Annotated in this window: 21 protein-coding genes and 1 other RNA gene; 11 read left to right on the top strand and 11 right to left on the bottom strand. The window is 69.2% G+C overall.

All coding sequences use genetic code 11. The features are described 5' to 3' along the window. The first annotated feature begins 1 nt into the window (after nt 1). Entirely contained in the window at nt 2-496 is a 495-nt protein-coding gene (locus G531_RS0109630) for a YflT domain-containing protein (protein ID WP_035758462.1), read from the top strand. Between the two features lie 258 nt (nt 497-754). Here G531_RS0109630 and G531_RS21645 read toward each other — a convergent pair whose 3' ends face one another. Genes G531_RS21645 through G531_RS0109615 form a run of 3 tightly spaced genes read right to left on the bottom strand, consistent with a single transcriptional unit; the run spans nt 755 to nt 4,254 of the window. After that, complete coding sequence (locus G531_RS21645; RefSeq protein ID WP_081683998.1) at nt 755-1,621, bottom strand: M15 family metallopeptidase; 867 nt, start codon at nt 1,619-1,621, stop codon at nt 755-757. Between the two features lie 57 nt (nt 1,622-1,678). Next, entirely contained in the window at nt 1,679-2,773 is a 1,095-nt protein-coding gene (locus G531_RS21640; protein ID WP_051215308.1) for a magnesium and cobalt transport protein CorA, read from the bottom strand. Beyond that, nucleotides 2,770-4,254, bottom strand: a complete 1,485-nt coding sequence (locus tag G531_RS0109615; protein WP_026927097.1) for an aminopeptidase P family protein — start codon at nt 4,252-4,254, stop codon at nt 2,770-2,772. The genes G531_RS21640 and G531_RS0109615 overlap by 4 nt, the downstream gene beginning before the upstream one ends. A gap of 133 nt (nt 4,255-4,387) precedes the next feature. Here G531_RS0109615 and G531_RS0109610 point away from each other — a divergent pair, with 133 nt between their 5' ends. From G531_RS0109610 to G531_RS24535, 5 genes are all read left to right on the top strand, one after another. Continuing rightward, complete coding sequence (locus G531_RS0109610; protein ID WP_026927096.1) at nt 4,388-5,131, top strand: zinc ribbon domain-containing protein; 744 nt, start codon at nt 4,388-4,390, stop codon at nt 5,129-5,131. Nucleotides 5,132-5,202: 71 nt separating this feature from the next. Next, complete coding sequence (locus tag G531_RS0109605; protein WP_026927095.1) at nt 5,203-6,633, top strand: RNB domain-containing ribonuclease; 1,431 nt, start codon at nt 5,203-5,205, stop codon at nt 6,631-6,633. Nucleotides 6,634-6,687: 54 nt separating this feature from the next. After that, a complete protein-coding gene (locus G531_RS0109600) occupies nt 6,688-7,089 on the top strand; it encodes a RidA family protein (protein WP_026927094.1) in 402 nt (133 codons plus the stop codon). A 90-nt stretch (nt 7,090-7,179) separates the two neighbouring features. Continuing rightward, nucleotides 7,180-7,522, top strand: an RNA gene (gene rnpB, locus G531_RS24550) — RNase P RNA component class A. 182 nt (nt 7,523-7,704) lie between these two features. After that, nucleotides 7,705-8,628, top strand: coding sequence for a DUF559 domain-containing protein (locus G531_RS24535; protein WP_145978668.1), 924 nt, complete (start codon nt 7,705-7,707; stop codon nt 8,626-8,628). A gap of 39 nt (nt 8,629-8,667) precedes the next feature. Here G531_RS24535 and G531_RS26280 read toward each other — a convergent pair whose 3' ends face one another. Continuing rightward, the gene (locus tag G531_RS26280) at nt 8,668-8,811 is read right to left on the bottom strand and encodes a GPGG-motif small membrane protein (RefSeq protein ID WP_169515876.1); all 144 of its coding nucleotides are present in this window, start codon (nt 8,809-8,811) and stop codon (nt 8,668-8,670) included. A gap of 200 nt (nt 8,812-9,011) precedes the next feature. Here G531_RS26280 and G531_RS0109585 point away from each other — a divergent pair, with 200 nt between their 5' ends. Then, a complete protein-coding gene (locus tag G531_RS0109585) occupies nt 9,012-12,533 on the top strand; it encodes a proline dehydrogenase family protein (protein ID WP_035758461.1) in 3,522 nt (1,173 codons plus the stop codon). A gap of 112 nt (nt 12,534-12,645) precedes the next feature. Continuing rightward, nucleotides 12,646-14,415: a choline/carnitine O-acyltransferase gene (locus tag G531_RS21630; RefSeq protein WP_162143168.1), complete on the top strand. Its 1,770-nt coding sequence runs from the start codon at nt 12,646-12,648 to the stop codon at nt 14,413-14,415. On the opposite strand, the gene G531_RS21625 is transcribed toward G531_RS21630, so the two are convergent. The 5 genes from G531_RS21625 to map all read right to left on the bottom strand — a co-directional run bounded on the left by G531_RS21625 (nt 14,367) and on the right by map (nt 20,555). Further along, nucleotides 14,367-16,214 (bottom strand): ABC transporter ATP-binding protein, encoded by a 1,848-nt coding sequence (locus tag G531_RS21625; protein WP_051215306.1) that lies wholly within the window; start codon nt 16,212-16,214, stop codon nt 14,367-14,369. The two genes, G531_RS21630 and G531_RS21625, sit on opposite strands and share 49 nt — an antisense overlap. Further along, nucleotides 16,211-17,020 carry an ABC transporter permease gene (locus G531_RS0109570; RefSeq protein WP_026927091.1) on the bottom strand — a complete coding sequence of 270 codons (810 nt, stop codon included), beginning with the start codon at nt 17,018-17,020 and terminating at the stop codon, nt 16,211-16,213. The genes G531_RS21625 and G531_RS0109570 overlap by 4 nt, the downstream gene beginning before the upstream one ends. After that, on the bottom strand, nt 17,017-18,057 hold the full coding sequence (locus tag G531_RS0109565; RefSeq protein WP_026927090.1) for an ABC transporter permease: 1,041 nt from the start codon (nt 18,055-18,057) through the stop codon (nt 17,017-17,019). Before G531_RS0109565 ends, G531_RS0109570 begins: the two co-directional genes overlap by 4 nt. Further along, nucleotides 18,054-19,610: an ABC transporter substrate-binding protein gene (locus G531_RS0109560; protein WP_026927089.1), complete on the bottom strand. Its 1,557-nt coding sequence runs from the start codon at nt 19,608-19,610 to the stop codon at nt 18,054-18,056. The genes G531_RS0109565 and G531_RS0109560 overlap by 4 nt, the downstream gene beginning before the upstream one ends. A gap of 96 nt (nt 19,611-19,706) precedes the next feature. Then, nucleotides 19,707-20,555 (bottom strand): type I methionyl aminopeptidase, encoded by an 849-nt coding sequence (gene map, locus G531_RS0109555; RefSeq protein ID WP_245630471.1) that lies wholly within the window; start codon nt 20,553-20,555, stop codon nt 19,707-19,709. Nucleotides 20,556-20,616: 61 nt separating this feature from the next. Between map and G531_RS0109550 the strand changes: the two genes are divergently transcribed. Then, entirely contained in the window at nt 20,617-21,249 is a 633-nt protein-coding gene (locus G531_RS0109550) for a DUF6461 domain-containing protein (RefSeq protein ID WP_026927087.1), read from the top strand. Between the two features lie 664 nt (nt 21,250-21,913). On the opposite strand, the gene G531_RS0109545 is transcribed toward G531_RS0109550, so the two are convergent. Beyond that, a complete protein-coding gene (locus G531_RS0109545; RefSeq protein WP_026927086.1) occupies nt 21,914-22,732 on the bottom strand; it encodes a shikimate 5-dehydrogenase in 819 nt (272 codons plus the stop codon). A gap of 112 nt (nt 22,733-22,844) precedes the next feature. Here G531_RS0109545 and G531_RS0109540 point away from each other — a divergent pair, with 112 nt between their 5' ends. Both G531_RS0109540 and glnA read left to right on the top strand, forming a co-directional pair. Further along, nucleotides 22,845-23,048, top strand: a complete 204-nt coding sequence (locus tag G531_RS0109540; RefSeq protein WP_026927085.1) for a hypothetical protein — start codon at nt 22,845-22,847, stop codon at nt 23,046-23,048. A gap of 74 nt (nt 23,049-23,122) precedes the next feature. Further along, nucleotides 23,123-24,463 carry a type I glutamate--ammonia ligase gene (gene glnA / locus G531_RS0109535; RefSeq protein WP_026927084.1) on the top strand — a complete coding sequence of 447 codons (1,341 nt, stop codon included), beginning with the start codon at nt 23,123-23,125 and terminating at the stop codon, nt 24,461-24,463. A gap of 25 nt (nt 24,464-24,488) precedes the next feature. Here glnA and G531_RS24530 read toward each other — a convergent pair whose 3' ends face one another. Then, nucleotides 24,489-25,280 carry a maleylpyruvate isomerase family mycothiol-dependent enzyme gene (locus G531_RS24530; protein WP_060930001.1) on the bottom strand — a complete coding sequence of 264 codons (792 nt, stop codon included), beginning with the start codon at nt 25,278-25,280 and terminating at the stop codon, nt 24,489-24,491. Nucleotides 25,281-25,380 lie beyond the last annotated feature (100 nt).

Genomic DNA, 25,380 nt, shown 5'->3' with positions numbered 1-25,380 from the left:
AATGTCCATGTCCTCGGCGTTCAATTCCGCCAACCTGGAACTCGACTTCCCCCAGTCGATCGGGGTCTATGAGCATTACGAGGAAGCCCAGAAGGCGGTCGACTACCTGGCCGACAACGAGTTCCCGGTGCAGAATCTGCTGATCTGCGGCACCGAGCTGAAGCTGATCGAGCGGGTGACCGGACGCAAGACCTGGCCCCGGGTGATCGGTCGGTCCGCGCTCGGCGGGCTGACCACCGGGCTGCTGTTCGGGATGCTGGTGCTGCTGCTGGGCCTGCCGTGGTACTGGGGGCTGGCCGCGCTGGCGGCCGCGGTGGTGTTCAACGTGATCTTCGGCGGGCTGGCGTACTCGGTCTCCGGCGGACGGCGGGATTTCACCTCGACCACGGTGACGGTGCCGACCAAGTTCGAGGTGCTGTGCGAGCACAAGGTGGCCGCCGAGGCGAAGCAGAAGCTGGCCGAGATGCCGGGTGGGCGGGCCAAGCTGTTCGAGTGAGTCGGGGTGCTTCCCGCGATGGAGTCTGCGTTCCCGCAGGCTGAACCGTTTCCCGCATTTGCTCCACCGCCCGCGGGAAAACTGCTGCGTCGCTGAATCGGCGTACCCATCGCGGGAGTAGCGGCGGCTGAGTTTCCTGTCGCGGGAGGGGTGTTCGCTGACGGATCTATCGCGGGACGGGGTTCGGGTGAGTTTCCTGTCGCGGGACGGCTTGGTGGAGCCGCTGCTCAGTCCGGTCGCTGCTCGGTCCGCCGCGGCTCAGGCATAACCGGGGGCCGCGGGCAGGTGGAAGTACTCCTCGAGCGAACGCACCTGAATCGCCCGCATCTTCTCGGTCAGTTCGGGGCCGACGTAGCGGAAATGCCACGGCTCGTACGCATAGCCGACCACCGGCGTCAGATCCTGGGGGTAACGCAGCAGGAAGCCGTACCGCCACGCATTCTCCGCCAGCCAGCGACCCTCGGTCGTGGTGCCGAAGCACGGCAGCAGCGTGCAGTTGCCATCGGCGCCGGTCAGGTCGATCGCCAGTCCTGTCTGGTGTTCGCTGTGCCCCGGGCGGGCGCTGATCCGGTCGGCCTGGTCGCGTCCCTTCGAGGTTACGTTGTTGCCGTAGATCGACTGCTGGTCGGCGTAGGAGCGATATCCACTGGTCAGGCTCAGGCGTACGCCCTGGGCCTGGGCCTCGGCGGCCATCCGCTCGAGCGCCTCGGCAGCCTCCGGACGCACCCGCTCCGAACTGCCGTTCGGCAGCCCCCGGGCGACGACCAAGCCCTTGGGAGCGTAATCCCGGGGCAACGGACGCTGCTTGTTGACCACCACCGCCAGGCTGGCCGGATCATCGATCCGGGCCTCGGCGGCCGGATCGGCGGCCTGCTTCCCCGAGTCGCCGGCCGGCGCCTGGGACTCGGTGGTCGGCGGCTGCGGCGTCGGCTCCGCTGTCTGCGACTGTGGCGTCGCCGTTCCGGGGTTGGTCCCGGTGGCCGCCGGCCCGCCCACCGGGCCCGCGGCCTGGGGCGTATTGCGTTGGTAGGACTGCAGGATGAAAAAGCTGCCGAGCCCGACCACGAGCAGTACGCTGGCCAGGACCACGGCAATGACGCGGCGATCGAGAGGTCCTTGCGGCATGGTTTCACCTTAGAGGGGGCTGTGCGCGCGGGCTCCCGGACGCGCCCACCCGGACGGTCACAGCCACTTGTTGCGTCGAAAGCCGAAGAAGGTGGCCGACATCAGGATCAGCATCACCCCCATCAGGACGAAATAGCCGTACCGGGTGTGCAGTTCGGGCATGTTGTCGAAGTTCATCCCGTAGATCCCGGCCATCAGGGTCGGGATCGCCGCAATCGCGACGAAGGCGGAGATCTTGCGCATGTCGCGGTTGTCGGTCAGCGAGGCGCGGGCCAACCCGGCCGACAGAATGGTGTCGAGCACGTCGTCGAAGGACTGGATGGTTTCCCGGGTCTCGGTGTGATGGTCGGCGACCTCGCGGAAATAGTCGCGCGCCAGCGCCGGGATGCCGATCAGGTCGCGGGTGGCCAGCGTCTGCAGGGGACCGGCCAGCGGGGCCACCGCACGGCGGAATTCGATCAGTTCACGCTTCAGGTTGTAGACCCGGTCGATGTGCACGATCCCGCCGCGCGGGGAGAACACCGCCGTCTCGACCTCCTCGATGTCCTTCTCGAACTCGTGCACGACGGCGTTGTAGTCGTCGATCACCTTGTCCAGCACGGCGTACAGGATCTCCCAGGTGCCGTGGGACAGCCGCTGCGGGCGGGCCTCCATCTTGGTCCGCAGTTCCTTCAGCGGGGCCTGCTCGCCCCGGCGTACGGTCATCACGAAGTGCGGCCCGCAGAACAGCATGATCTGGCCGGTGGACACGATCTCGGAGGTCTCGGTCAACTCGTCGTGGTCGATGTAGGCAACCGTCGAGATGACCGCGAACAGGGTGTCGCCGAACTGCTCCAGCTTGGACCGGGTGTGGCCCTCGACGGCATCCTCGATGGCCAGCGGGTGCAGGTTGAAGCGGGTGGCGAACTGGGCCATGTCCTCATCGGAGGGGTCCTTCAGGCCGAGCCAGACGAAGCCCTCCCCGGAGGTGGCCCGCTCGGTCGCCACCGCCAGGTCGGTGCACTCGTCGCGGACCCCGTCGACGTACAGCCCCCAGGCGACCACCGAGTCCGGCGGGGTGGTGCCGGTCGAGGCGGCCGGGGCAGCGGGCTCGCCGGTTCCGTGGCCCGCTCGGGTCAGTGAGTGGGGTGGCAGGCCCCAGCGCTGGTTCATTGGCTGCGCTCCAGCCAGGCCTCCACGTCCTCGGCGGTCCGGGGCAGTTGGTGGGACAGGATCTCGCAGCCGTCGGCGGTGATCAGAATGTCGTCCTCGATCCGGACGCCGATCCCACGGAACTCCTCGGGCACCAGCAGGTCGGCCTCCTTGAAGTACAGGCCCGGCTCGACGGTGACGATCATCCCCGCGCGCAGGGTGCCGCGGTAGTTCTCCCGCAACGCCTGGGCGCAGTCATGGACGTCCATGCCGAGATGATGGGAGGTGCCGTGGACCATCCAGCGGCGCCACTGGCCACCGTCGGGGGACAGCGCTTCCTCGACCCCGACCGGCAGGATGCCCCACTCGGCCAGGTGTTCGACGATCACCCGGACCGCGGCGCGGTGGATGTCGTCGAAGCTCGCGCCCGGCCGGGCGGCGTCGATCCCGGCCTGCTGGGCGGCCAGCACCGCGTTGTAGACCGTACGCTGGGCCGCGGAGAACCGGCCGGACACCGGTACCGTCCGGGTGATGTCGGCGGTGTAGAGCGTGTCGAGCTCGACCCCGGCATCGACCAGGAGCAGTTGGTCGGCGCCGAGCTCGCCGTCGTTGCGGACCCAGTGCAGCGTGGTTGCATGGTCCCCGGCCGCGGCGATGGTGCTGTACCCGACCGCGTTGCCCGCGTGCCGGGCGTGCAGCCCGAAGATGCCCTCCACCCACCGTTCCCCGCGGCCCCGGCGGACCGCCTCGGGCAGTTCGGCGGCGACCGCGTCGAAGGCCTCGGCCGAGCGGGCGCACGCCTGGCGCATCTGGTCGATCTCGAAGTCGTCCTTGACCAGCCGGAGCTCGCTGAGCTCCCGGCCCAGGGCGGTGTCGGCCTCGGTGAGCTGCTCGGCGGTCGAGCCGGCCTGCTCACTGCGTTGCCGGTCGAGCCAGTCGGTAAGGGCGGGGTCGGCATCGCGGACGATCCGGGTCGCGACGGTCTCGATGTTCTTGCCCAGGGCCTGCTCGAGTTCGCCCGCCTCGGCGATCTCCAGCCCGGTCAGCGCCTGCATCTCGGCGGCCGATTCCCGCTTGCCGACCCACATCTCGCCGTAGCGGGCATCGGCGTAGAACTCCTCGGAGGTACGCGGGGCCCGGGACCGGAAGAACAGGATGGCGTCGTGGCCCGGAGTGCCGTCGGTCTCGGTCGGCTCCAGGACCAGCACGGCGTCGGGTTCGCGGTCGGTGCCCAGCCCGGTCAGGTGGGCAAAGGCGCTGTGCGGGCGGAACAGGTAGTCGCAGTCGTTGTTGCGCACCTTCAACCCGCCGGCCGGGATGACCAGCCGTTCCCCGGGGAAGCGGTCGCTGATCGCCGCCCGTCGGGCCCGGGCGTACGCCGCGGCCGGCAACTGGTCGGGCAGGCTGGTGTCGTGCGGGGCCCAGCCGGTCGGGATGAACTCGACGAAGGCCTCCGAGAACGGGCTGAGCCGTTTGGGCTGGGCAGGCTGTTCTTCGCTCATGGATTTTCCTCCTGATCCGTCGCGGGAATCATAGGCCGCCGCTCGAATCGTCGGGTGCGCGCTGTCGGGGATGGCGATGTGCGGCAGGATTGGTCCTCAGAGCATCTGCGTCACAACTCCACAGGAGGTTCGAATGAAGGCCGACCCGGTCGCCCAGCGGCGGCTGCTCGATGTGAGCGAGCTCGACGTGCGGACCAATCAGTTGCAGCACCAGCGTTCCACCCTGCCCGAACATGCCCAGATCGCGGCGCTGATGGGGGAGCGCAAGATTCTGCTGGAGCAGTATGTCGAGGCCGAGACCCGGGTCGCGGACCTGACCCGGGACCAGGAGCGGGCCGAGGCCGACCTCGAACCGGTCCGGGCGCGCCTGGCCCGGGACCAGCAGAAGCTGGATTCCGGGGCGATCACCGATCGCAAGGCGCTGACCGGCCTGCAGTCGGAGGTCGAACACCTGCATCGGCGGATCTCCGACCTGGAGGACGCCGAACTCGAGGTGATGGGTCTGCTGGAGGAGGCCACCACCGACTTTGCCGGGCATCAGCAGCGGCGCCGGGAACTGGAGGATCGGATCCGGGCGCTGATGGCCGCCCGTGACGAGAAGCTCGGCGGTCTGGACCAGGAGATCGCCCGGGCCGCGGAGCATCGCGCGACCATTCTCGGCAAGCTGCCCGAACCGTTGGTGAAGGTGTATGAGAAGGCGCACCAGCACACCGGGGCCGGGGGCGCGGCCGCGCTGACCCAGCGTCGGTGCATGGGGTGCCGGCTGGAGCTGGACCCCGGGGATCTGCGGGCGATCGCGGTCGCCAGCCCCGATGAGGTGGTCCGTTGTGAGGAGTGCGGCCGGGTGCTGATCCGCTCCGCGGAATCGGGGCTGTGAGCCCGGCAACAACACCTGCGACAGAGCCCGGGGTCTGGATAGGCTGACACCCACCGGTTCGAGGAGGTCACGTGCCCAGTCGTCATGTCGTGCTGCCCGAGGGCGTACCTGCGCCCCTGGCCGAAGGGTTCGCCCGCGCCCAGCGCGAGGCCCAGGTGCCCGACGACTTCCCCGCCGACGTGCTGGCCGCCGCCGAGCAGGCGGTGGCTGCGCCCCGGCTGCCCGAGACCGACCGGACCGATCTGGAGCTGGTCACGATCGATCCGCCCGGGGCGAAGGATCTGGATCAGGCGGTGTTCATCCGTCGGCTGGACTCCGGGTTCGAGGTCTTCTACGCCATCGCCGACGTCGCGGCGTTCGTGACCCCCGGAGATCCCATCGACCTGGAAGCGCATCGGCGGGGCCAGACGTTCTATGCGCCGGGCCGGCGTACCCCGCTGCATCCGCCGCTGATCAGCGAGAACCACGCCTCGCTGCTGCCGGGGCAGGTGCGCCCGGCCCTGTTGTGGCACCTGGTGCTGGATGCCGACGGGGTCTGCGAGGAACCCAAGGTGTCCCGAGCGCTGGTGCGCAGCCGGGAGCAACTGACCTATCAGCAGGTCCAGGACATGATCGACGACGCCTCGGCGCCGGAGTCGCTGATGCTGCTGCGTACGGTCGGACTGCTCCGGGAGAAGCTGGAGCAGATGCGCGGCGGGGTCTCGCTGAACATCCCCGAACAGGAGGTCGAGGCGGTCGACGGCACCTGGCAGCTGACCTATCGCTCCGCGCTGCCGGTCGAGGGCTGGAACGCCCAGATCTCCCTGATGACTGGGATCGCCGCCGCGGAACTGATGCTGTACGCCCAGACCGGCGTGCTGCGTACGCTGCCCCCGGCCGACGGCTCCTCGCTGCGCCGGCTGCACACCATCGCCCGGGCCCTGGAGATTCCGTGGCCGGCCGAGATGGAGTACCCGGAGTTCGTCCGCAGCCTGGACCCGACCGATCCCAAGCATGCCGCGATGCAGTTCGCCTGCACCACGCTGTTCCGCGGCGCGGGGTATGTGGCCTTCACCGGATCGATCCCCGAGCAGGTCGAGCATGCCGCGCTGGCGACCGAGTACGCCCACACCACCGCGCCGCTGCGCCGACTGGTCGACCGGTACGTGCTCGAGATCTGCGCGGCGATCTGCGCCGATCAGCCGATCCCGCAGTGGGTGGAGCAGGCCCTGGAACAACTCCCCGAGGAGATGGCCGAATCGACCCGGCGGGCCAGCAAGTACGAGCGGATGATCGTCGACCTGTGTGAAACGTTGGTGCTCTCGCCGCGGCTCGGGGAGACGTTCACCGCCACGGTCGTGGAGGCCGACACCGAGCGCAAGCGCGGCCGGATCATGATCGCCGACCTGGCGGTCGAGGCGATGGTCCGCGGCGACCGGCTGCCGCTGGGCGAGATGATCCGGGTCCGGCTGACCGGGGTCGACCTGCTCACCGGCGAGAGTACGTTCGAGATCGTCGGCTGAGCCGACGCACCGCGGACACCTACCAGCACCCAGCACGCACCCGAAGGAGCAACCATGACCGAACGCACCCCGATCATTCCCGATGGCATGCAGGCCGTCTACGACAACATCCACTACGCCCCCGGCGTCAAGGTCGGCAATGTGATCTACGTGTCCGGTCAGATCGGCCGGGACGCGGAGATGAAGCTGGTCGAGGACAAGCGGGCCCAATTCGTCCAGGTCTTCGAGAACCTGAAGCTGGTGCTCGAGGCCGCCGGCGCGAGCTTCGACGACGTGGTCGATGTGCTCAGCTTCCACACCGACATGCGTGACCTGCCGCTGTACTCCGAGATCCGCGATCAGTACATCACCAACGCCGACAACTACCCGACCTGGACCGCGATCGGTGCCGCAATGCTCGGCGGCCAGGCCGGCTACTACCTCGAGGTCAAGATGGTGGCGCACCTGCCCGAGTGATCGCTCACCGGCCAACGGCCCCGTCGACTTCGGTCGGCGGGGCCGTCGTGGTGTCAGGTCGGAGGTGAACGCGGTACCATGATGCGCTGACGAGGCGACCAGGCGATCGCGGCGTGATTGGAACGTCGAGGAAAGTCCGGGCTCCACAGAGCAGGGTGGTGGGTAACGCCCACCCGGGGTGACCCGCGGGCCAGTGCCACAGAAAACAGACCGCCCCTTCGGGGGTAAGGGTGAAAAGGCGGTGTAAGAGACCACCGGCACCCCAGGTGACTGGGGTGGCCAGGTAAACCCCACTCGGAGCAAGACCAGACAGGGAACGATCGAGGGCTGCTCGCCCGAGTTCCCGGGTAGGTTGCTGGAGGCCACCGGCAACGGCGGTCCTAGATGGATGATCGTCCAACGACAGAACCCGGCTTATCGGTCGCCTCGTCACTCCCTCTCCCGCCGGAACCGTCGTTTCGGGTGCACCAAATCCCCCACAGACCCACCGAAATGCGGTCTGACTGAGCCTGGCCAAGATTTGCCGCACCCGGAACGACGGTTCCGGGGGAAGAAGTTGTCCACAACTTCGCCGGGCCCCGGCAGTTCGGCAGCCGGCACGACCATCCTTCCGGCGTGACGAAGCAGGAGATCGAATATTGGATTCGGCGGCAGGGCTGGATCACTACTACAGGCAACCCCCGGCTGGCCGCGGTCGCACGCCGGGAAGTAGTCGGTAAACGGCTGGTGCGCTTGTTCCCCGGGATCTATGCGGCACCGGATCACCGCGCCGACCCCGTCATCGCGATGCGGGCTGTGCAGAGCTATTCGCCGGCTGCGGTATTGACCGGCCGGGCCGCGGCGCATCTGACGTTGTGGCCCCAGGATCCGTCCCGACTGTTTCCGCTGGAAGTCGCCTCGCCCACCCACTGGCGTCCCGGCGGCGACCTGTTCCGCTGGACCCGGCGCCGGATCGATCCGGAGTGGATCCGCGATGGCGGTGGCTTGCGCTGCACCGTACCCGAACTGACCGCGGTCGACCTGATTCCTGAGGCAGGCGGCAGCTTTCTGGACAGCGCGCTGCGCACACTGGGGCCACAGCGGCAAGACGAGTTTCTGGCAGCGGCCCGGTGGGCGCATGCCGCCCATCCGTCCCGGCCCGGGAACACGTTGCGATCCCGGATCCTGCACGAGTCACGGGCCAAACCCTGGTCGGAGGCCGAACGCCGACTCCACGTCCTGTTGTGGGAGGAAGGGATTGTTGGCTGGCGCGCGAACTACCACGTGCGGTGCCGCGGGCGCAGCTACCTGCTCGACGTCGCCCTGCCAGAGCTGAAGGTTGCCTATGAAGTCGATGGCTACGAGTTCCACAGCTCCCGCCCGGCTTTCGAGGCAGATCGAGATCGCCGGAACGATCTGAGCGTCGACGGGTGGCAGATACTGCACTTTACTTGGCGGATGATCACCGAAAATCCCGAGCGGGTGCGGGAGCTACTTCGTGATTCAGCAAAAACGGTGCAGCAGATTCCCCGGGGGCCGGTCGAAATGTGGTCTGACTGACCGGTGGGAAAATCTGCTGCACCGAATCTGACGTGTGTCTCAGGTGAACAGGCTGACCCCGCCGGGGCCGACCAGCAGTCCGACGACGATCAGCACGATTCCCCACAACAACTGCTTGCGCACGATCGCGAGGATTCCCGAGATCACCAGAACGGCGGCGATGATCCACAAGATGATGCCCATGGCAACTCCTTCGTTGTGTTCCGGCACCCCTCGTGCCGAAGGCCCTCCCCAGGGTCCCAAGACAAAATTACTCCGCAGTATCGGCTCCCGGGAGCGACCGCCCGAATGACGCCGCGACCACTTATCAGGGCTTGACGCGCGCACTTGCCCCTGTTTGCCCCGCCACTGGCGACCCTGCCGGCCTGAGCGCACAATGGAGCATGACCGCCCGCTACCCCGATCCGGAGCAGGTACGCGCGTTGGCCCCGGCCGCCGTCGATCAGGTCCGCACGTGGCTGGCCGCGGCGGCGCAGCACCGGACCACCTTCGCCGAACGGCAACTGGCCGGGGTGCTGCAGGATCCGGCCGGGCTGGATTTCACCGTCGGGTTCGTCGACCGGGTGATCCGCCCCGAGGACCCGCGGGTTGCGGCCCGGGCCCTGGCCGAGCTGGCCCCGCACGCCCCTGCCTTCCTGCCCGCACCGCTGCGGGTGGGCCTGCGGACCGGCGGGCGACTGGCCCCGCTGGCTCCGGTGGTGGCGGTTCCGGCCGTGCGTGCGGCCCTGCGCCGGCTGGTCCGCCACCTCATCATCGACGCCACCGAGGCCCAGCTCGGCCCGGCGATCGCCCGGCTGCGCGCCGACGGATACCGGCTCAACCTCAACCTGCTGGGGGAGGCCATCCTGGGCCGGGAGGAGGCGGCGCGCCGGCTGGCCGGGATTCGCCGGCTGATCGAGCGTCCGGACGTCGACTACGTTTCGGTCAAGGTCTCCGCCGCCACCGCCCCGCACAACCCCTGGGCCTTCGAGGAGGCCGTGACCGCCATCGCCGCCGAACTGACCCCGTTCTACGAGCTGGCCGCCGCGCAGACCCCGCCGACCTTCCTCAACCTCGACATGGAGGAATACCGGGATCTGCGCCTGACCGTGGCGGTGTTCCGGCGCATCCTGGACAACCCCGCGCTGCGCCACGCCGAGGCCGGGATCGCGCTGCAGGCGTACCTGCCCGATGCCCTGGCGGTCCTGATCGACCTCCAGGCGTACGCCGCGACCCGGATCGCCGCCGGCGGGGCACCGATCAAGGTCCGGGTGGTCAAGGGGGCGAACCTGCCGATGGAGCGGGTGGAATCCCGGCGCACCGGCTGGCCGCTGGTCACCTGGCCCACCAAGCGGGCCACCGACACGAACTATCTGCGCCTGCTCGACTACGCGCTCACCCCCGAGCGCACCGCCGGGGTCCGGATCGGGATTGCCGGGCACAACCTGTTCCACATCGCCCTGGCCCGGCTGCTGATCACCGAACGCGGGGTGAGCACCGCCGGGCCGAGCCCCGCCGCGGAGTTCGAGATGCTGCTCGGAATGGCCGGCGGCCAGACCGCCGCGGTCCGCCGCGACGTCGGTACGGTGCGGCTCTACACCCCGGTGGTGCACCCCGACGAGTTCGATTCCGCGATCGCGTACCTGGTGCGCCGCCTCGACGAGGGAGCCGCTGCCGACAACTTCCTCTCCGCGGCCTACACCCTGGATGACCCCGCCATGTTCGCCCGCGAGGCTGACCGCTTCCGCGCCGGCGTACGCGACCTGGACTCGGCGGTTCCGCGCCCGAACCGCTCACCGCGCACGGCCGGGAACGAACCCCTGCCGCGTGCGGCCGAGAACGAGCGACTGCCGCGCGACACCGGCCGATTTCGGCACACCTGCGACACCGACCCGGCGCTGGCCGAGAACCAGACCTGGGCCCGCGCGATCACCGCCGCGATCCCCGACAGCCGACTCGGGGTCGCCGAGGCGGCCGCCGCCCGCGTCCGGAGCCCCGCCGACATCGAGCGGGCACTCGCGGCAGCGGTCGCGGCCGGGCGGCAGTGGCGTACGCTCCCCGGCGCCGCCCGCGGCCGGGTCCTGCTCGCGGTCGCCCGCGCCCTGGCGGCCCATCGCGCCGAACTGCTCGAGGTCGCCGCCGCCGAGACCGGAAAGACCCTGGACCAGGGGGACCCGGAGGTGTCCGAGGCCGTCGACTTCGCCCGCTACTACGCCCGGCTGGCGCGCCGGCTCGATGAGGTTCCCGGCGCCACCTTCCACCCGGTCGGGCTGATCCTGGTCGTGCCGCCGTGGAATTTCCCGATCGCGATCCCGGCCGGGGGAGTCCTGGCCGCACTCGCCGCCGGCGCGCCCGTCGTGGTGAAACCCGCCCCGCAGGCGGTCCGCACCGGCACGGTGCTCGCTCGCATCATCACCGAGGGGCTGCGTACCGGGCTACGGGAAGCCGGCCTCGACGATCTCCCGGTCGACGATCTGGTGACCCCGGTGACGCTGGGGCCCGACGCGGAGGAAGCGACGCTGGGTCCGGCCCTGATCACCCATCCCGCCGTCGAGCGGGTCATCCTGACCGGCAGCTATCAGACCGCCGAACTCTTCGCCCGCCTGCGCCCCGGCCTGCCGCTGCTCGCCGAAACCTCCGGCAAGAACGCGATCATCGTCACCCCGAGCGCCGACCGGGATCTGGCCGTCGCCGACCTGGTCGCCTCCGCCTTCGGCCATGCCGGCCAGAAATGCTCGGCCGCCTCGCTGGCCGTGCTGGTCGGCTCGGTCGCCGATTCCCGGCGCTTCCACCGGCAACTGATCGACGCCGCCTCCTCCCTGGTGGTCGGCTACCCCGACGACCCGCGGACCCAGGTCGGCCCGGTGATCGAGCCGCCGGGGGAGAAGCTGCGGCGCGGCCTGACCGAGCTCGGGCCGGGGGAGCGCTGGGCCCTGCGACCCCGGCAACTGGATTCCGCCGGCCGGCTGTGGAGCCCGGGGATCCGTCTCGGGGTCCGTCCCGGCTCCGATGCCCACCGCACCGAGTACTTCGGGCCGGTCCTCGGTGTGCTGACCGCCGACACCCTCGAGGAGGCGATCGGCCTGGTCAACGCGGTCGACTACGGGCTGACCAGCGGACTGCAGTCCCTGGATCCCGCCGAGGTCGCCCGGTGGATCGACACCGTCGAAGCGGGCAACCTCTATCTGAACCGCGGCATCACCGGTGCCATCGTCGGCCGACAACCCTTCGGCGGCTGGAAGTCGTCGGCGGTCGGGCCGGGAACCAAGGCCGGCGGCCCGCACTATCTGTTCGCCCTGGGGGAGTGGAGCGATGCTCCCGGGCCCGACGGGCATCGCACCCGACTCACGGGGCGGCCGCGGCGCCTGGCCGAGGCCGCAGGGCTGACCCGGGCCGAGACCGACTGGCTGGCCCGGGCCTGGGCGCTGGATGCGCTGGCCCTGCGCGAGGTGTACGCCGCGACCGACCTGGCCGGCCTCGGCATCGAGCGCAACATCCTGCGACACCTGCCGGTCCCGGTGACGATCCGCTGGTGCTCCGGTCCGCTGGTCCACCTGCTCCGGGTGATCGGTGCCGGACGCCGCGCCGGAGCCCCGCTGCGGGTCAGCGTCCCCCGAGAACTGCCGCCCGCCCTGGATACGCTGTTGCGGCTCGACACGGCGATCACCCTCACCGTCGAGGACGAGGCCGCCTTCCGGGCCGGGGTGACCCGGCGCGGGGACACCCGGGTCCGGCTGGTCGGACGCCCCGATCAGCCGGTGGAGGTGAGCCACCCCTCCCTGGCCCGGTACGCGGGCGCCGTCGTCTCCGCCGGCGAGGTCGAGCTGTTGCCCTTCCTGCGGGAGCAGTCGATCTCGGCCACGGCACACCGGTTCGGCACCCCCGACGACCTCACCCCACCAAGTTTGGGGGAAAATTCAGACTAGGGTCTAGCTTTTCGTTCCTCCATGGCGTACGATCACGCCGCGTAGACCAATTTCTCCCGTAGAACGAAACGGGTATTCCGGTCACCCCCGTCGACCCTGCAAACTGTTTGACGTGTCTAAACAGTTGCCCGTACTTCCCGTACCCAAGCTGAGCCAGACCCTCGACGGCTATCTCTCTGCAGTGCGTCCACTGCAGTCTGATGTGGCCCACGAGGCCACTCAGCGTGCCGTTGCCGAGTTCGCCGAAACCGACGGACCGGACCTCCAGCAAGCCCTCCTCGACTTCGCCGACATCCAGAACGCCGCCGGCAAGTCGTGGTTGTCCGACGCCTGGTTCGAGGCCTACAACACCGAGCGTCGCCCGCTGACGCTGGCCTCGAGCGTGGCGAAGACCTTGCTCACCGATGACCTGCCCGACCTGCCCGCCACCGGCACCGCCCGGGCCGCCGACCTGGTCCACCGCCTGGCCCAGACGCATCTGGCGTACCTGCACCGCGAACTGCCGGCCGAGGTGGGGGACCACGGGGAACCCATCGACCCCAGCCAGTTGATTGTGCTCGAGGGCGGCGCCCGGCTGCCCCGCCGGTTCAAGGACAAGTTCGTGGGCGGCTCGCCCGAACCCGCGAACCGGGAGATCGGCGTGCTCTGGAACGGCCGCCTGTTCTACGTCCGGATCAGCGACGACCAGGGCCGGGCCCTGCCCCGCAACGTGATCCACGCGCTGCTGGACGAGATTCACGCCAAGCCCGTGCAGACCGGCATGTCTCCGCTGGCGCTGTCCTACCTGGACAGCACCTACCTGGCCGAGGAACTCACCTTCTTCCTCGACGACCCGGAGAACAAGGAGACCCACGACCGCGCGACCGAGGCCCTGTTCCTGGTGAACCTGATCGACCGTGAGGGACTGGACTCGGCCGAGGAACTGCGCCGACTCAACTTCAACCTGGATCAGGCCTGGATCTACAAGCCGCTGACCTACCACTTCAACCTGGCCGACGGCTTCACCGCCGTGCACCAGGAGCACAGCATGATCGACGGCGGTACGCTGCGCCACGTCTGGCACGAGGCCAAGAAGATGGTGCCCTATGACGACGAGACCGTGGCCGTGCCGGCGGTGGAGGAGTGCGTGTGGAACGTCACCGACACCGACTTCGCCCATGAGCTGGCGGTCCGGTTGTCGGAGTACCAGCAGGACGCCAATCACTACCAGGTCCGTGAGCTCTCGATCCCGGTGCCGGCCGCCCCGGCGTACCGGCTGAGCAACGATGCGGCCCAGCAGATCGTCCTCGCGTACGCCCAGCAGCGGACCTACGGGCGGCTGCGCAGCCACTACGAGGCCGTCGACATGCGGGCCTACCAGGCCGGCCGGACCGAGTGCCTGCGCCCGGTGACCATGGAGCTGCGGACCCTGGTGGAGGGGATGCTCGCCGGCACCGCGACCCAGGACCAGCTGCATACGGCCCTCGCCAAGCACCGCGAGCTGGTGAAGCAGGCCCATGCCGGACAGGGCTTCTCCCGGCACCTGTTCATGCTGAAGAAGCTGGCGACCCGCGCCGGGCTCACCCCGGCAATCTTCAGCGACCCCGGCTACGAACTGCTGACCACCGACTTCCTGTCGACCACCTCGCTCGGCGATCAGCCGGACGTCGGTGTGGTCAGCTTCCCCCCGACCAGCCCCGGCGGCTTCGGCGTCTACTACGTCGCACCGCGCGATGCCGAGGGCAACGGCCGGTTCGTTTTCCTGCTGATGTGGCGCGACGACGAGGCCGAACAGGCCGAGGAGTTCGCCGCGGCGCTGGAGGAGGGGACCGCCAAGCTGTGGGAACTGATCGCTCAGGCCGAGCCGGAGGCGTCGAACGCGCCGGTCAAGGTCGGGGTGTGAGCGATCAGGCTCTGCGTGTAGGGGTCGCGCGGGTGATCCAACACCTGCGCGACCAGCCCTGACTCGACGACCCGGCCCCGGTTCAGCACCAGCACCCGATCGGCGATGGTGCGCACCAGGGCCAGGTCGTGGGTCACGAACAACATGCCGATGCCGTGCTTGTTCTTGATCCGGGTCAGCAATTCGGTGATCGACCCCTGGATCGAGACATCCAGCGCCGAGGTCACCTCGTCGCAGACCAGGACCCGCGGCCGGCAGGCCAGCGCGCGGGCGATCGCCACCCGCTGACGCTCCCCGCCGGAGAGCCGGTTGGTCCGTAGCCGCAGCAGGCCCTCGCCGAGTTGCACCGAATCGAGCAGTTCGGCCGCCCGCTCCCGCGCGGCCCGCCCGGACGCGATCCCGAAGATCTCCAGCGGCCGGACGAGGATCTGCTCGACGGTCCGCCGCGGATTCAGCGACTGGTACGGATTCTGGAAGATGTACTGCACCGCCTGCCGCTGCGCGGCGGTGCGGTTGCGGGCGCTGCGGGCGAGTTCGGCCGGCTCGCCGGTGGGATCGGTCTGCAGGTGCAGCGAACCGGTGCGCTGCGTGTGCAGCCCCGCCACCGCCCGGGAGATCGTCGTCTTGCCCGAGCCGGACTCACCGACCAGGGCCACCACCTCCGGGGCCGCCAGGTCGAACGACACGTCATGGACCACCTGGTTGCGGCCGTGAAAGATGTTCAGGTCGGTGACGGTCAGCACCACGGAACGCTCGCGATCCGGGTCGGTGTCCTGCCCGGCGCGGGAATCCGGGTCCCAGGGGCCGAGGGCATCGGTACGCCGGCAGCGTGACCAGTGGTCGGTCTTCACTGCGACCGGTTGTGGTTCCTCGGCCCGACAGGCGTCCTCGGCCAACTCACAGCGGTCGTTGAACCGGCACCCGCTGGGCCGGTTGCCGGGCGAGGGCGTACGCCCCGGGATGCCGGTCAGCCGATACGGGCGATGCAGATGCGGGATCGACTGCAGCAGCGCCCGGGTGTACGGGTGCGCCGGGGCGCGGAACAATTCCTGGGTCGGGCCCATCTCGACCAGCCGCCCGGCGTACATCACTGCGACCCGGTCGGCGATCGTCGCGACCACCGCCAGATCGTGGGTGACATAGAGCGCGGCCACCGAGAAGTCCGCGCACAACTCCTTCAGGCTGCTGAGCACCATCGCCTGGGTGGTGACATCCAGCCCGGTGGTGGGTTCGTCCAGGACCAGCACCTGGGGCCGGGGCAGGAAGACCATGGCCAGCGCGACCCGCTGCACCTGACCGCCGGACAGCTGGTGGGGGTAGCGGCGCAGGAAGGCCGGGTCGCCGGGCAGCCCGACCGCCGGCATGATCTCCGCGATCCGCGCGGTGCGCTCGGCCGGGGTCCCGATCCGGTGCTGGTCGAGCAGTTCCCGGAGTTGGTCGCCGATCCGGATCGCCGGGTTCAGCGCGGAGTTGGGATCCTGCGGGACGTAGCCGATGGTGACCCCGCGGATGCTGCGCACCCGGGCGGGGGACAGCGACCGGATGTCGTGCCCGGCGACGGTGATCCGGCCGCCGGCGATGGTGGCGCCGGTGCGGGCATAACCGAGCAGTGCGGTGCCGGCGGTGGTTTTGCCGGACCCGGATTCACCGACCAGCCCCAGGATGTGCCCCGGATACAGGTCGAGGTTGAGATCGTCGACGACATCGATCCCGGACCGGGTCAGCTCGACCCGGAGCCCGACGGTCTGCGCGACGGCTGCCTCGTCCGCGGCGGCAGCAGCGGCGTCCACGGTACTCATTCGGCTCCCTTCGCGGCCCGGCTGCCGAGTCCGTCGGCGATCAGGTTGGTCCCGATGGTGAACAGGGCGATGATCAGCACCGGGGCCAGCACCGCCCAGGGCTGGACCAGCAGCGCCAACCGGTTCTCGTTGGTCATCTGCCCCCAATCGGCCGCGCCGACATCGGAGGAGAAGCCGAGAAAGCCGATCGCGGCCACCATCCCGATCGAGTAGGTCAGCCGCAGGCCGGTCTCGGCCAGCATCGGCACCACCAGGTTCGGACCGAGTTCGGCGATCACGATCCGGGCCCGGGATTCGCCGAGGGCCTCGGCGGACAGCACGAAATCCTGGGTCACGTACGGCAGGGCGACGCCCCGGGCGACCCGGGCCACGCGCGGGACATGGGTGAGGCCGACCAGCAGCACGATGATCCAGGCGGCCGGTTCGTGGACCGCGCTGAGCACCAGCAGGGTGACCAGGATCTGCGGCAGTGCCAGGAAGACATCGTTGGTCCGCATCAGGATCTCTTCCAGCCAGCCGCCCGCGTACGCCGCGGTCACCCCCAGCAGGCCGCCGATGACCACGCCCAGGGCGGTGGCGAGCACGGCGGTGATCAGCACCGACTGGCCGCCGTACAGCACCCGGGACCAGACGTCCTGGCCGAGGTAATCGGTGCCCAGGAACGACCCCTCACCGGTGAACGGCCGCCCGACCACCTCGTACTCCCCGTGCGGAGCGAACAGGGGGCCCAGGACGGCCAGCAACACGATCAGCAGGGTCAGGATGCCGCCGATGACGATCTTGGGATCCCTGGCCAGCGTCCTCATGCGACCATCCCCGTCCGGGCCCGCGGGGTGAACAGGATCGACAGCGCGTCGGCGATCAGGTTCACCACGACGTACGCCGCGGCGATGAGCATCGTCAGCGCCTGCACCACCGGGAAGTCGGAGTTGCGGACCGAGTCGACCAGCAGCGCGCCGATCCCGGGATAGTTGAACAGGTATTCCACCAGCACGACCCCGCCGAGCAGCCACGCCAACTGCAGCGCGGTGACCTGGATGGTCGGGACCAGGGTGTTCGGCAGCACGTGCCGCAGCACCACCCGGTTCTCCGGGATGCCCTTCAACCGGGCCAGCTCGGCATAGTCGGAATCCATCGCCTCACCCAGGTTCGCCCGCAGGATCCGGGCCAGGTAGGGCACGATCGCCAGCACCAGCGTCGCCACCGGCAGGATCATCGACGAGGGCCGGTTCCAGGCCATCTGGCCCGGCGGGATCACCGTCACCGCCGGCAGCAGCCGGAACACGCTGGTGGAGAACAGCGCGACCAGCAGGATGCCGGTGACGAACTCCGGTACGCCGGCCAGCGCGAGGTTGATGCCGGAGATGGTGTTGTCCAGCCAGCTGCCCCGGGTCCGGGCCTGGATCAGGGCGAGCCCCAGGGCCAGCGGGATCATCAGCACCGCAACGATCAGCACCAGGAAGGCGCTGTTCAGCACCGGCCCTCCGATCAGTTCGGCGACCGGCAACCCGTTGACCGCCGAGACGCCCAGGTGGCCGGTGAGCAGATCGACCAGCCAGGTGAGGTAGCGCTGCACCGGATGCTGATCCAGATGCAGCGTCTGCCGGAGCTGCTCGACCCGCTCGGGGGAGACCGCGTAGTCGCGGCCGAGGATCGCCCGGACCGGGTCGCCGAGCGCGGAGGTGGCCAGGAAGACCAGCAGGGAGACCGCGAGCAGCGTGAGCACCGCCAGCCCCAGCCGGCGCAGCAGCCACTGCAGCCAGGCCCGGGTCGCCGAGGGACGGCGTCGGGCGGTCGGCCGACCGGCGGTCGGCGTACCGGCGGGGGCGTAGGCGGTACTCATGCCACCGGCCGGGCCAGGTTGAACCGGTAGGCCGACATCGGCTGCTCGACCGCGGGCACCAGGCCGGTGACGAACTGCGAGTAGGCGTCGATCTGGTCGTTGAACCCCCAGATGATGAGGCCCCCTTCGTCGTACTCGATGCGTTGGGCGTCCTGGATCAGCCGGGTGCGGCGGGTCTCGTCCAGTTCCCGCTGGGCGGCGTGGATGAGGTCGTTGAACTGGGGGTGGTTGAAGTGGGTCTCGTTGTACGCCGCGTCCGGCAGCGCGCAGGCACCGGCCTGCGGCAGGTAGGGGCGGGTGTTCCAGAAGTCCTGGGCGAACGGCCAGGACAGGTACTGCTCGCCGTAGAAGATGGAGGAATCGACCTTGTTGACCCGGACATCGATGCCGACCTGCCGGGCCTGCTGGGCGAACATGTTCGCCGACTCCACCGCCCCGGCGCCTACCCCGGTGGAGGTGACCAACTCGACCTGCAGACCCTCCCGACCGGCCTGTTTCAGCAGGAATTTCGCTCGCTCGACATCCTGCTCGCGTTGCGGGAACTGGTCGCCGGCGTACGCGGGATCGAAGGGGCAGTACACGTCGTTGGCGACCCGGCCGTACCCGTTCCAGGCCTGATCGATCGTTTCCTGCCGGTTCACCGTCAGTCGCAGTGCCTCGCGTACCCGCTGATCGCTGAAGGGTTCCAGATCGACCCGCATGGTGAACGGAATCCAGCCGCCGGTCTGCGCGATCAGGGTCCGGGCGCCCTGCTTCTCGACCGCCCCGGCCAGGTAGCGCGGGAGGTTGTCGATGGTCTGCACCTGGCCGGCCAGCAGCGCGTTCACCTTGGCCGCATCGTCGGTGAAGTTCAGGATGACCAGTTCGTCGTAGGCGGCGACGATGTCCCAGTAGTCGGCGAAGCGGGTGAAGGTGCTGCGCTGTCCGGGTACGAAGCTCTGGTACGCGAACGGGCCGGTGCCGACCGGGGCGGCGAGGTCGAAGTCGGTCGGCACGATCCCGAGGGAGTAGTTGGCCAGAACCTGCGGGACGATCGCGAACGGCTCGCTCAGGTGCAGTTGATAGGTACGCGGATCGACCGCGCCACTGGCCGCCCGGTCGATCAGATTCATGATCGGGACGGCGTACGCGGCCGGGTCGCTGGGATCGGTCATCCGTTCCAGGGAGAAGGCGACGTCCTCGGCGGTGACCGGCTTGCCGTGGTGGAAGGTGACCCCCTCGCGCAGCCGGAAGGTCCACACGGTGCCCTCGGCGTTCGGTTCCCAGGACTCGGCCAGCCCGGGCTCGAGTCGGAAGTCGGCGGAGTAGCGGATCAGCGTCTCGTACAGGCTGCGCACCCGGGCGATGTCGGGCACGGTCACCGGATGGTGCGGATCCAGACTGTCCTTCAGGGAGCCGCCGGTCGCACCGTGGACCAGCCGGGTCCCGTCGGCCCCGGTATCGGCGGCGCAGCCGCTCAGCACCCCGGCCGCGGCCAGGGCCGCACCGGTCGCCCCGGCCTGCAGCAGGCGGCGACGGGTGAGAGGTGTGCTCGGGAAGCCGGTGCCGGCCATCGGGTACCTCCTCCTCGCTCCAGCGGTCTGGGGTGAAGGTAACCCACCCGGGGGCGGGGATTGGCCGAACCGGCCGGATCGTGTCGACTTTGGCGCTCAGACCCGGGTCAAGACCTCCGGGCCGTCGTTGGTGACCACGAGGGTGTTCTCGAACTGGGCGACCCAGGAACGGTCCTTGGTGACCACGGTCCAGCCGTCGTCCCACTGCTCCCACTCGATCCCGCCGAGGGTGATCATCGGTTCGACGGTGAAGGTCATCCCGACCTGGATCTCATCGTTGATGTGCGGGGCGTCGTAGTGCGGGATGACCAGCCCGGAGTGGAAGGTGCTGTGCACGCCGTGGCCGGTGTAGTCGCGGACCACGCCGTAGTGGAACCGCTTGCCGTAGGACTCGATCACCTTGCCGATCACGTTCACCCGGCGGCCGGCCTTGGCCATCCGGATGCCGCGGTTCATCGCCTCCTGCGTACGCTCGGCCAGCAGCCGGGCCTCCTCGGAGACGTTGCCGCAGAAGAAGGTGCCGCAGTTGTCGCCGTGCACGCCGTTCTTGAACGCGGTGATGTCGATCTTGACCAGGTCCCCGTCCTCCAGTGGGCGGGCGTCGGGGATGCCGTGACAGATCACCTCGTTGACCGAGGTGCAGATCGACTTCGGGTAGTCGCGGTAGCCGAGGGTCGAGGGGTACGCGCCCTCGGACACCATGAACTCGTGCCCGATCCGGTCCAACTCATCGGTGGTGATCCCGGGCTCGACCGCCGCGCCGACCAGGGCCAGCGCCTGGGCGGCGATTCGGCCCGACTCCCGCATCCGCTCGATCGTCTCCGGGGTCTGCACGTGCGAGCCGGTGTAGCGCTGAGGTGCCCTCTTCCCGACGTACTCCGGGCGCGGGATGCTGCGCGGGACGTCACGGATCGGGGAAACGGGGTAGGGCCTGATCTCACTCACCCGTGCGATGATACGACGCGGCACCGACCCGGTCGGGCGAGGTACGAATCGAGGAGCAACGATGGCGCTGGCCCCCCTGATCGACAAGTACGCCTGGGCGGAGCAAGTCCCGGCCTGGACCATTGCGGTGGTGCGCGGCCGCTCGGTGGCGGACATCGTCCGCAACTACGGCGGTGACCCGACCCCGCTCGGGACCTGGGACAAGTCGGGCATCCTCGAGTACCAAGAGGCCGCCCCCGCCTACCTTTCGGCGGAGCCTCGCACGACCACCACGTTCGAGGACGGCCTGCTCGTTCAGGTGATCGATGCCGGCGACCAGGTGGTCACCGTCGAGGACAACGGCTTCCGTGCCAGTTCGGCGGAGATCGCCCGGGAGTGTTCGGCCGGCGGGGGCCACTTCCTCAGCGTCTTCTGGAATGTCGAAGGGTTGGGCTATGTCGTCGAAGGGATCGACGGACAGCTGACCGCAAAGTTCGAGGCGCTCCATCCGATCACGCCGACCACGAATCCGCACGAGGTCCGACCGAGCTGGGCGATCGGTCCCGAACCGGAGCAGGCCTGGCAGAGCTGTTGCCTGGCGCTGCTGGAGCAGCAGACCGGAGTCGCCATCGAGCGCGACTGGTTCTCCTTCCCGGGGGAACCGCGACCGACGTACCGCTTGGCGGACGTGGCTCCGTCGCTCCAGGGTCGCTGACCCTCCGCGACGCCGGTTGCCGCGAGTCGCGACGCGTTCGGGGTGAGGTCGGTGGGGCGCCGGTGGGGTGACGGGCAGCGTCGGGGCGGTGAAGCAGCGTCAGGTTGGGGCATCCAACGTCTGTGCGCCCGGACGCTGGGCGCCCAACGGTGACGTTGGGTGACCTCCCGGACGCTGGTTGACCAGAAGGACGCGCGGTCACCCACCAACCCCGAGTCGGGCGCTTCCCGCGACAGCCAGATCCCGGCCCGGGCTTCGCGCGACAGCTGAATCCCCGGCCCGGGCTTCCCGCGATGGCTAAATCCCGACCCCCGTTTCCCGCGATGGCAAGCATCGACCAGCGACGGAACGGGCGTACCCGCAGGTGTTGCACCAGGTGCAGGAGACGGTATCCATCGCCGCCTCTCTCGTGCCGATGCGCCAAGAGCCCCGAGGTCGAACCGGCTCGTGCGCGTCGAGTGCGCCGGGCCTGACCTGTGGAGAGGGGGCGCGGCCGGGCGGACGGTCGTGGTCGAGGAGCGCCGATGGAGCACCGTGCAGCGTCAGGCCGGTGAAGCAGCGTCAGGTTGGGGCATCCAACGTCTGTGCGCCCGGACGCTGGGCGCCCAACGGTGACGCTGGATGACCTCCGGAACGCTGCTTGCCGCCGCCACTGTCGGGTTGCTCACTCGTCCCGGCGGGAGAACTCCGAGGCCCGGCGTACCTGATCTGCGGTGAGCGTACGGCCGGTGTACTTCTCGAACTGGGCCGCGGCCTGCAGTGCGATCACCTGCGCCCCGGTGATCACCGGCGTCCCCGCGGCGCGCGCGGCCCGGATCAGCGGCGTCTCGGCCGGGAACGCGACCACATCGAACACCGTGTGCGCCGCCGCCACGGCGGCCTCGGCGAACGCCAACTCGGTCGCCTGCGGCCCGGCCATGCCCAGCGGTGTCACATTGACCAGCACGTTCGCCGCCGGCGCGAGATCCTCCGCCGTCCAGGCGTACCCGTACTTCGCCGCCAGGGCCCGCCCGGTGATCGGGTTACGAGCCACCACAGTGAGATCGTCGAACCCGGCGTACCGGAACGCGGCGACCACGGCCTTGGCCATCCCGCCGGAGCCCCGGACCACCACCGGCAGGTTGGGGGACAGGTCAGCTTCGCCGAGGAGAGTACGCACCGCCTCGAAATCGGTGTTGCTCGCGGTCAGCCGACCCGCATCATTGACCACGGTGTTCACCGACTCGATCGCGGCGGCGGAATCGGCCAGCTCGTCCACCAGCGGAATGATCGCCTCCTTGAACGGCATCGACACCGACAGCCCCCGAATCCCCAGCGCCCGTACGCCGCGGACGGCGCCTTCGAGATCGTCGGTGCCGAACGCCTTGTAGATGAAGTTCAGACCCAACTCGTCATAGAGGTAGTTGTGAAACCTGGTCCCGATGTTCGATGGGCGCCCCGACAGCGAGATGCACAGCGTCATGTCCTTGTTCAGAATCGGCATACCCACCATCTTCGGCCGCCGGCACGCGTCCGGGCCACCCGGCCGACCCTGCCCCGACCCGCCCGGACCCCCCGCGTAGGCTCGGGGGACCAGCGCACGGAGGGACTCGATCATGGCCTCGGAGAATGAGAACAAGTTCTACTGGTGCATGAAGCACCACCGCGTCGAGCCCTACCAGGGCTGCTCGAACGACGTCCGATTGGGTCCCTACGACACCCGCGAACAGGCCGCCGGCGCCCTCGAACACGTGGCCGAACGCAACGAGGACTGGGACAACGACCCCCGCTTCAACGACCCCGACGACGAGGACGAGTGAGCAGCCCGACCCGGCTGCCGTCCCAGTAACCTGACCGTAATCTGACTGAAACACGACCACCGGAGAATTCGCCCATGGACAAGCAGACCGAGTTCGTGCTCCGCGCCGTTGAGGAACGCGACGTACGCTTCATCCGACTCTGGTTCACCGACGTGCTCGGGTTCCTCAAGTCGGTGGCGATCGCGCCGGCCGAACTCGAGGGCGCCTTCGAGGAGGGCATCGGATTCGACGGGTCCGCGGTTGAGGGCTTCACCCGCATCTTCGAGTCCGACATGATCGCCCATCCCGATCCGTCGACGTTCCAGCTGCTGCCCTGGCGCGAGGCCGAGCACGGCAACACCGCCCGGATGTACTGCGACCTGAAGATGCCCGACGGGTCCCCCTCGTACGCCGACCCCCGGTACGTGCTGAAGCGGGCGATGCAGAACGCCTCGGACCTGGGCTACACCTTCTACGTCCACCCCGAGATCGAGTTCTATCTGCTGCAGCACCAGATCAGCCCCGGGGTGGAGCCCACCCCGATCGACCACTCGGGCTACTTCGACCACACCATCTCCAACACCGGCTCCGATTTCCGGCGCGAGGCGATCAGTACGCTGGAGCAGATGGGCATCTCGGTGGAGTTCTCCCACCACGAGGCCGGCGCCGGGCAGCAGGAGATCGATCTGCGGTACGCCGACGCCCTGTCGATGGCCGACAACATCCTGACCTTCCGGGTGGTGGTCAAGGAGGTGGCCGAGCAGCGGGGGATCCGGGCCTCGTTCATGCCGAAGCCGTTCAGTGAGCAGCCCGGGTCGGGCATGCACACCCACATGTCACTGTTCGCCGGCGACACCAACGCCTTCTATGACGCCGGGGCCGAACACCACCTGTCCCGGATCGGGCGGCAGTTCATCGCCGGCCTGTTGAAGCATTCGGCCGAGATCACGGCGGTGACCAACCAGTTCGTCAACTCCTACAAGCGCCTCAACGGCGGCGGTGAGGCCCCGAACTACATCTGCTGGGGCCGCAACAATCGCTCCGCGCTGGTCCGGGTCCCGTTGTACAAGCCGCACAAGGGTTCCTCGGCCCGGGTCGAGTTGCGCTCGATCGACACCGCGGCCAATCCGTACCTGGCGTACGCGCTGATGTTGAATGCCGGGCTGGAGGGGATCAAGCACGAGTACGAGTTGCCCGAGGAGGCCGAGGACGACGTCTGGTCGCTGACCGACCGGGAGCGGCGCGCCCTGGGCATCGACCCGTTGCCGGCCAACCTGGGCGAGGCGCTGCACGCGATGGAGAACTCCGAACTGGCCGCCGAGACGCTCGGGGAGCACGTGTTCGAGTTCGTGCTGCGCAACAAGCGTGCCGAGTTCGACGAGTACCGCACCCAGGTCACTCCGATGGAGTTGCGCCGCTACCTGCCGGTGTTGTGATCCGGGCCGGCCGGGCCCCGCGCGGTCAGTAGAGCGGCAGCTTGTCGGTCAGGTCCGCCCGGGTACCGGACGCGGTCAGGTGATTGGCCCGCAGTTCGGCGGCGAACCCGACCCGGCCGGTGGCCAGCCGCAGGAAGATGAGCGGCGGACACTCGATCACGTTCGGCGGGGTCCCGCGGGTGTGCGTCGGGTCGCCCGGATCCCCGCACTGGACGGCTGCGTACGGCGGGATCCGGACCTCGATGGAGCGTCCCGGGTGCCGGGTGGCGAGCAGGTCGGCCAGCGTACGCACCGCGGCCGCCAGCACCGGCGACTCGAGTTGGATCGAGGGGCGTTGCGGCAGCGATCGGTTCAGATCATCGGTGTGCAGTGCCCAATCGATCGCCAGCAACTGGAGATAGTCGGAGAACCGCAGCGGATCGACGCCACCGGCCAGCACGGTCTCCGGCGCGGGTTTGCGGCACCGGGCGTTGACCTCGGCCAGTCCGGTCTGCAGTTGGTTGGTGAGCTGGGCGGCGCTCTGGTAGGTGCCGAGTTCCTCGGTCAGTTCCCAGGACTGCTGGCGACGCCACCCGGGGCCCAGCGACGACAGTTTCACCGGACGCTGCGAGGTGGGGGAATCCAGGTCCTCCAACAACTGGTCCTGGATCATCACCAGATGCGCCACGATCATCCGAACATCCCAATCGGCCACCACCGACGGGCGATCGAAGTCGGCCGGCGGGAGGCTGCGCAGCGTGGCCACCACATGACCGACCTGCGTGGTGATGGCCGACGTGAGGGCGGTTCGGGTACGGCGGGCTTGCGTGGTGGGCACCAGTCAAACCTAGCTCGCCCGGGTTTCGTCCGGATTGACAACAGGGGACGCTCTGCTGAATCCACCGCCCGGAATCGGGGCGCCGAGGCTCCCCGCGGGG

Source organism: Granulicoccus phenolivorans DSM 17626 = NBRC 107789 = JCM 15570 (assembly GCF_000423085.1).
Taxonomy (GTDB): Bacteria; Actinomycetota; Actinomycetes; order Propionibacteriales; family Propionibacteriaceae; genus Granulicoccus; species Granulicoccus phenolivorans.
This window is presented reverse-complemented; position numbering and strand designations above follow the sequence as displayed.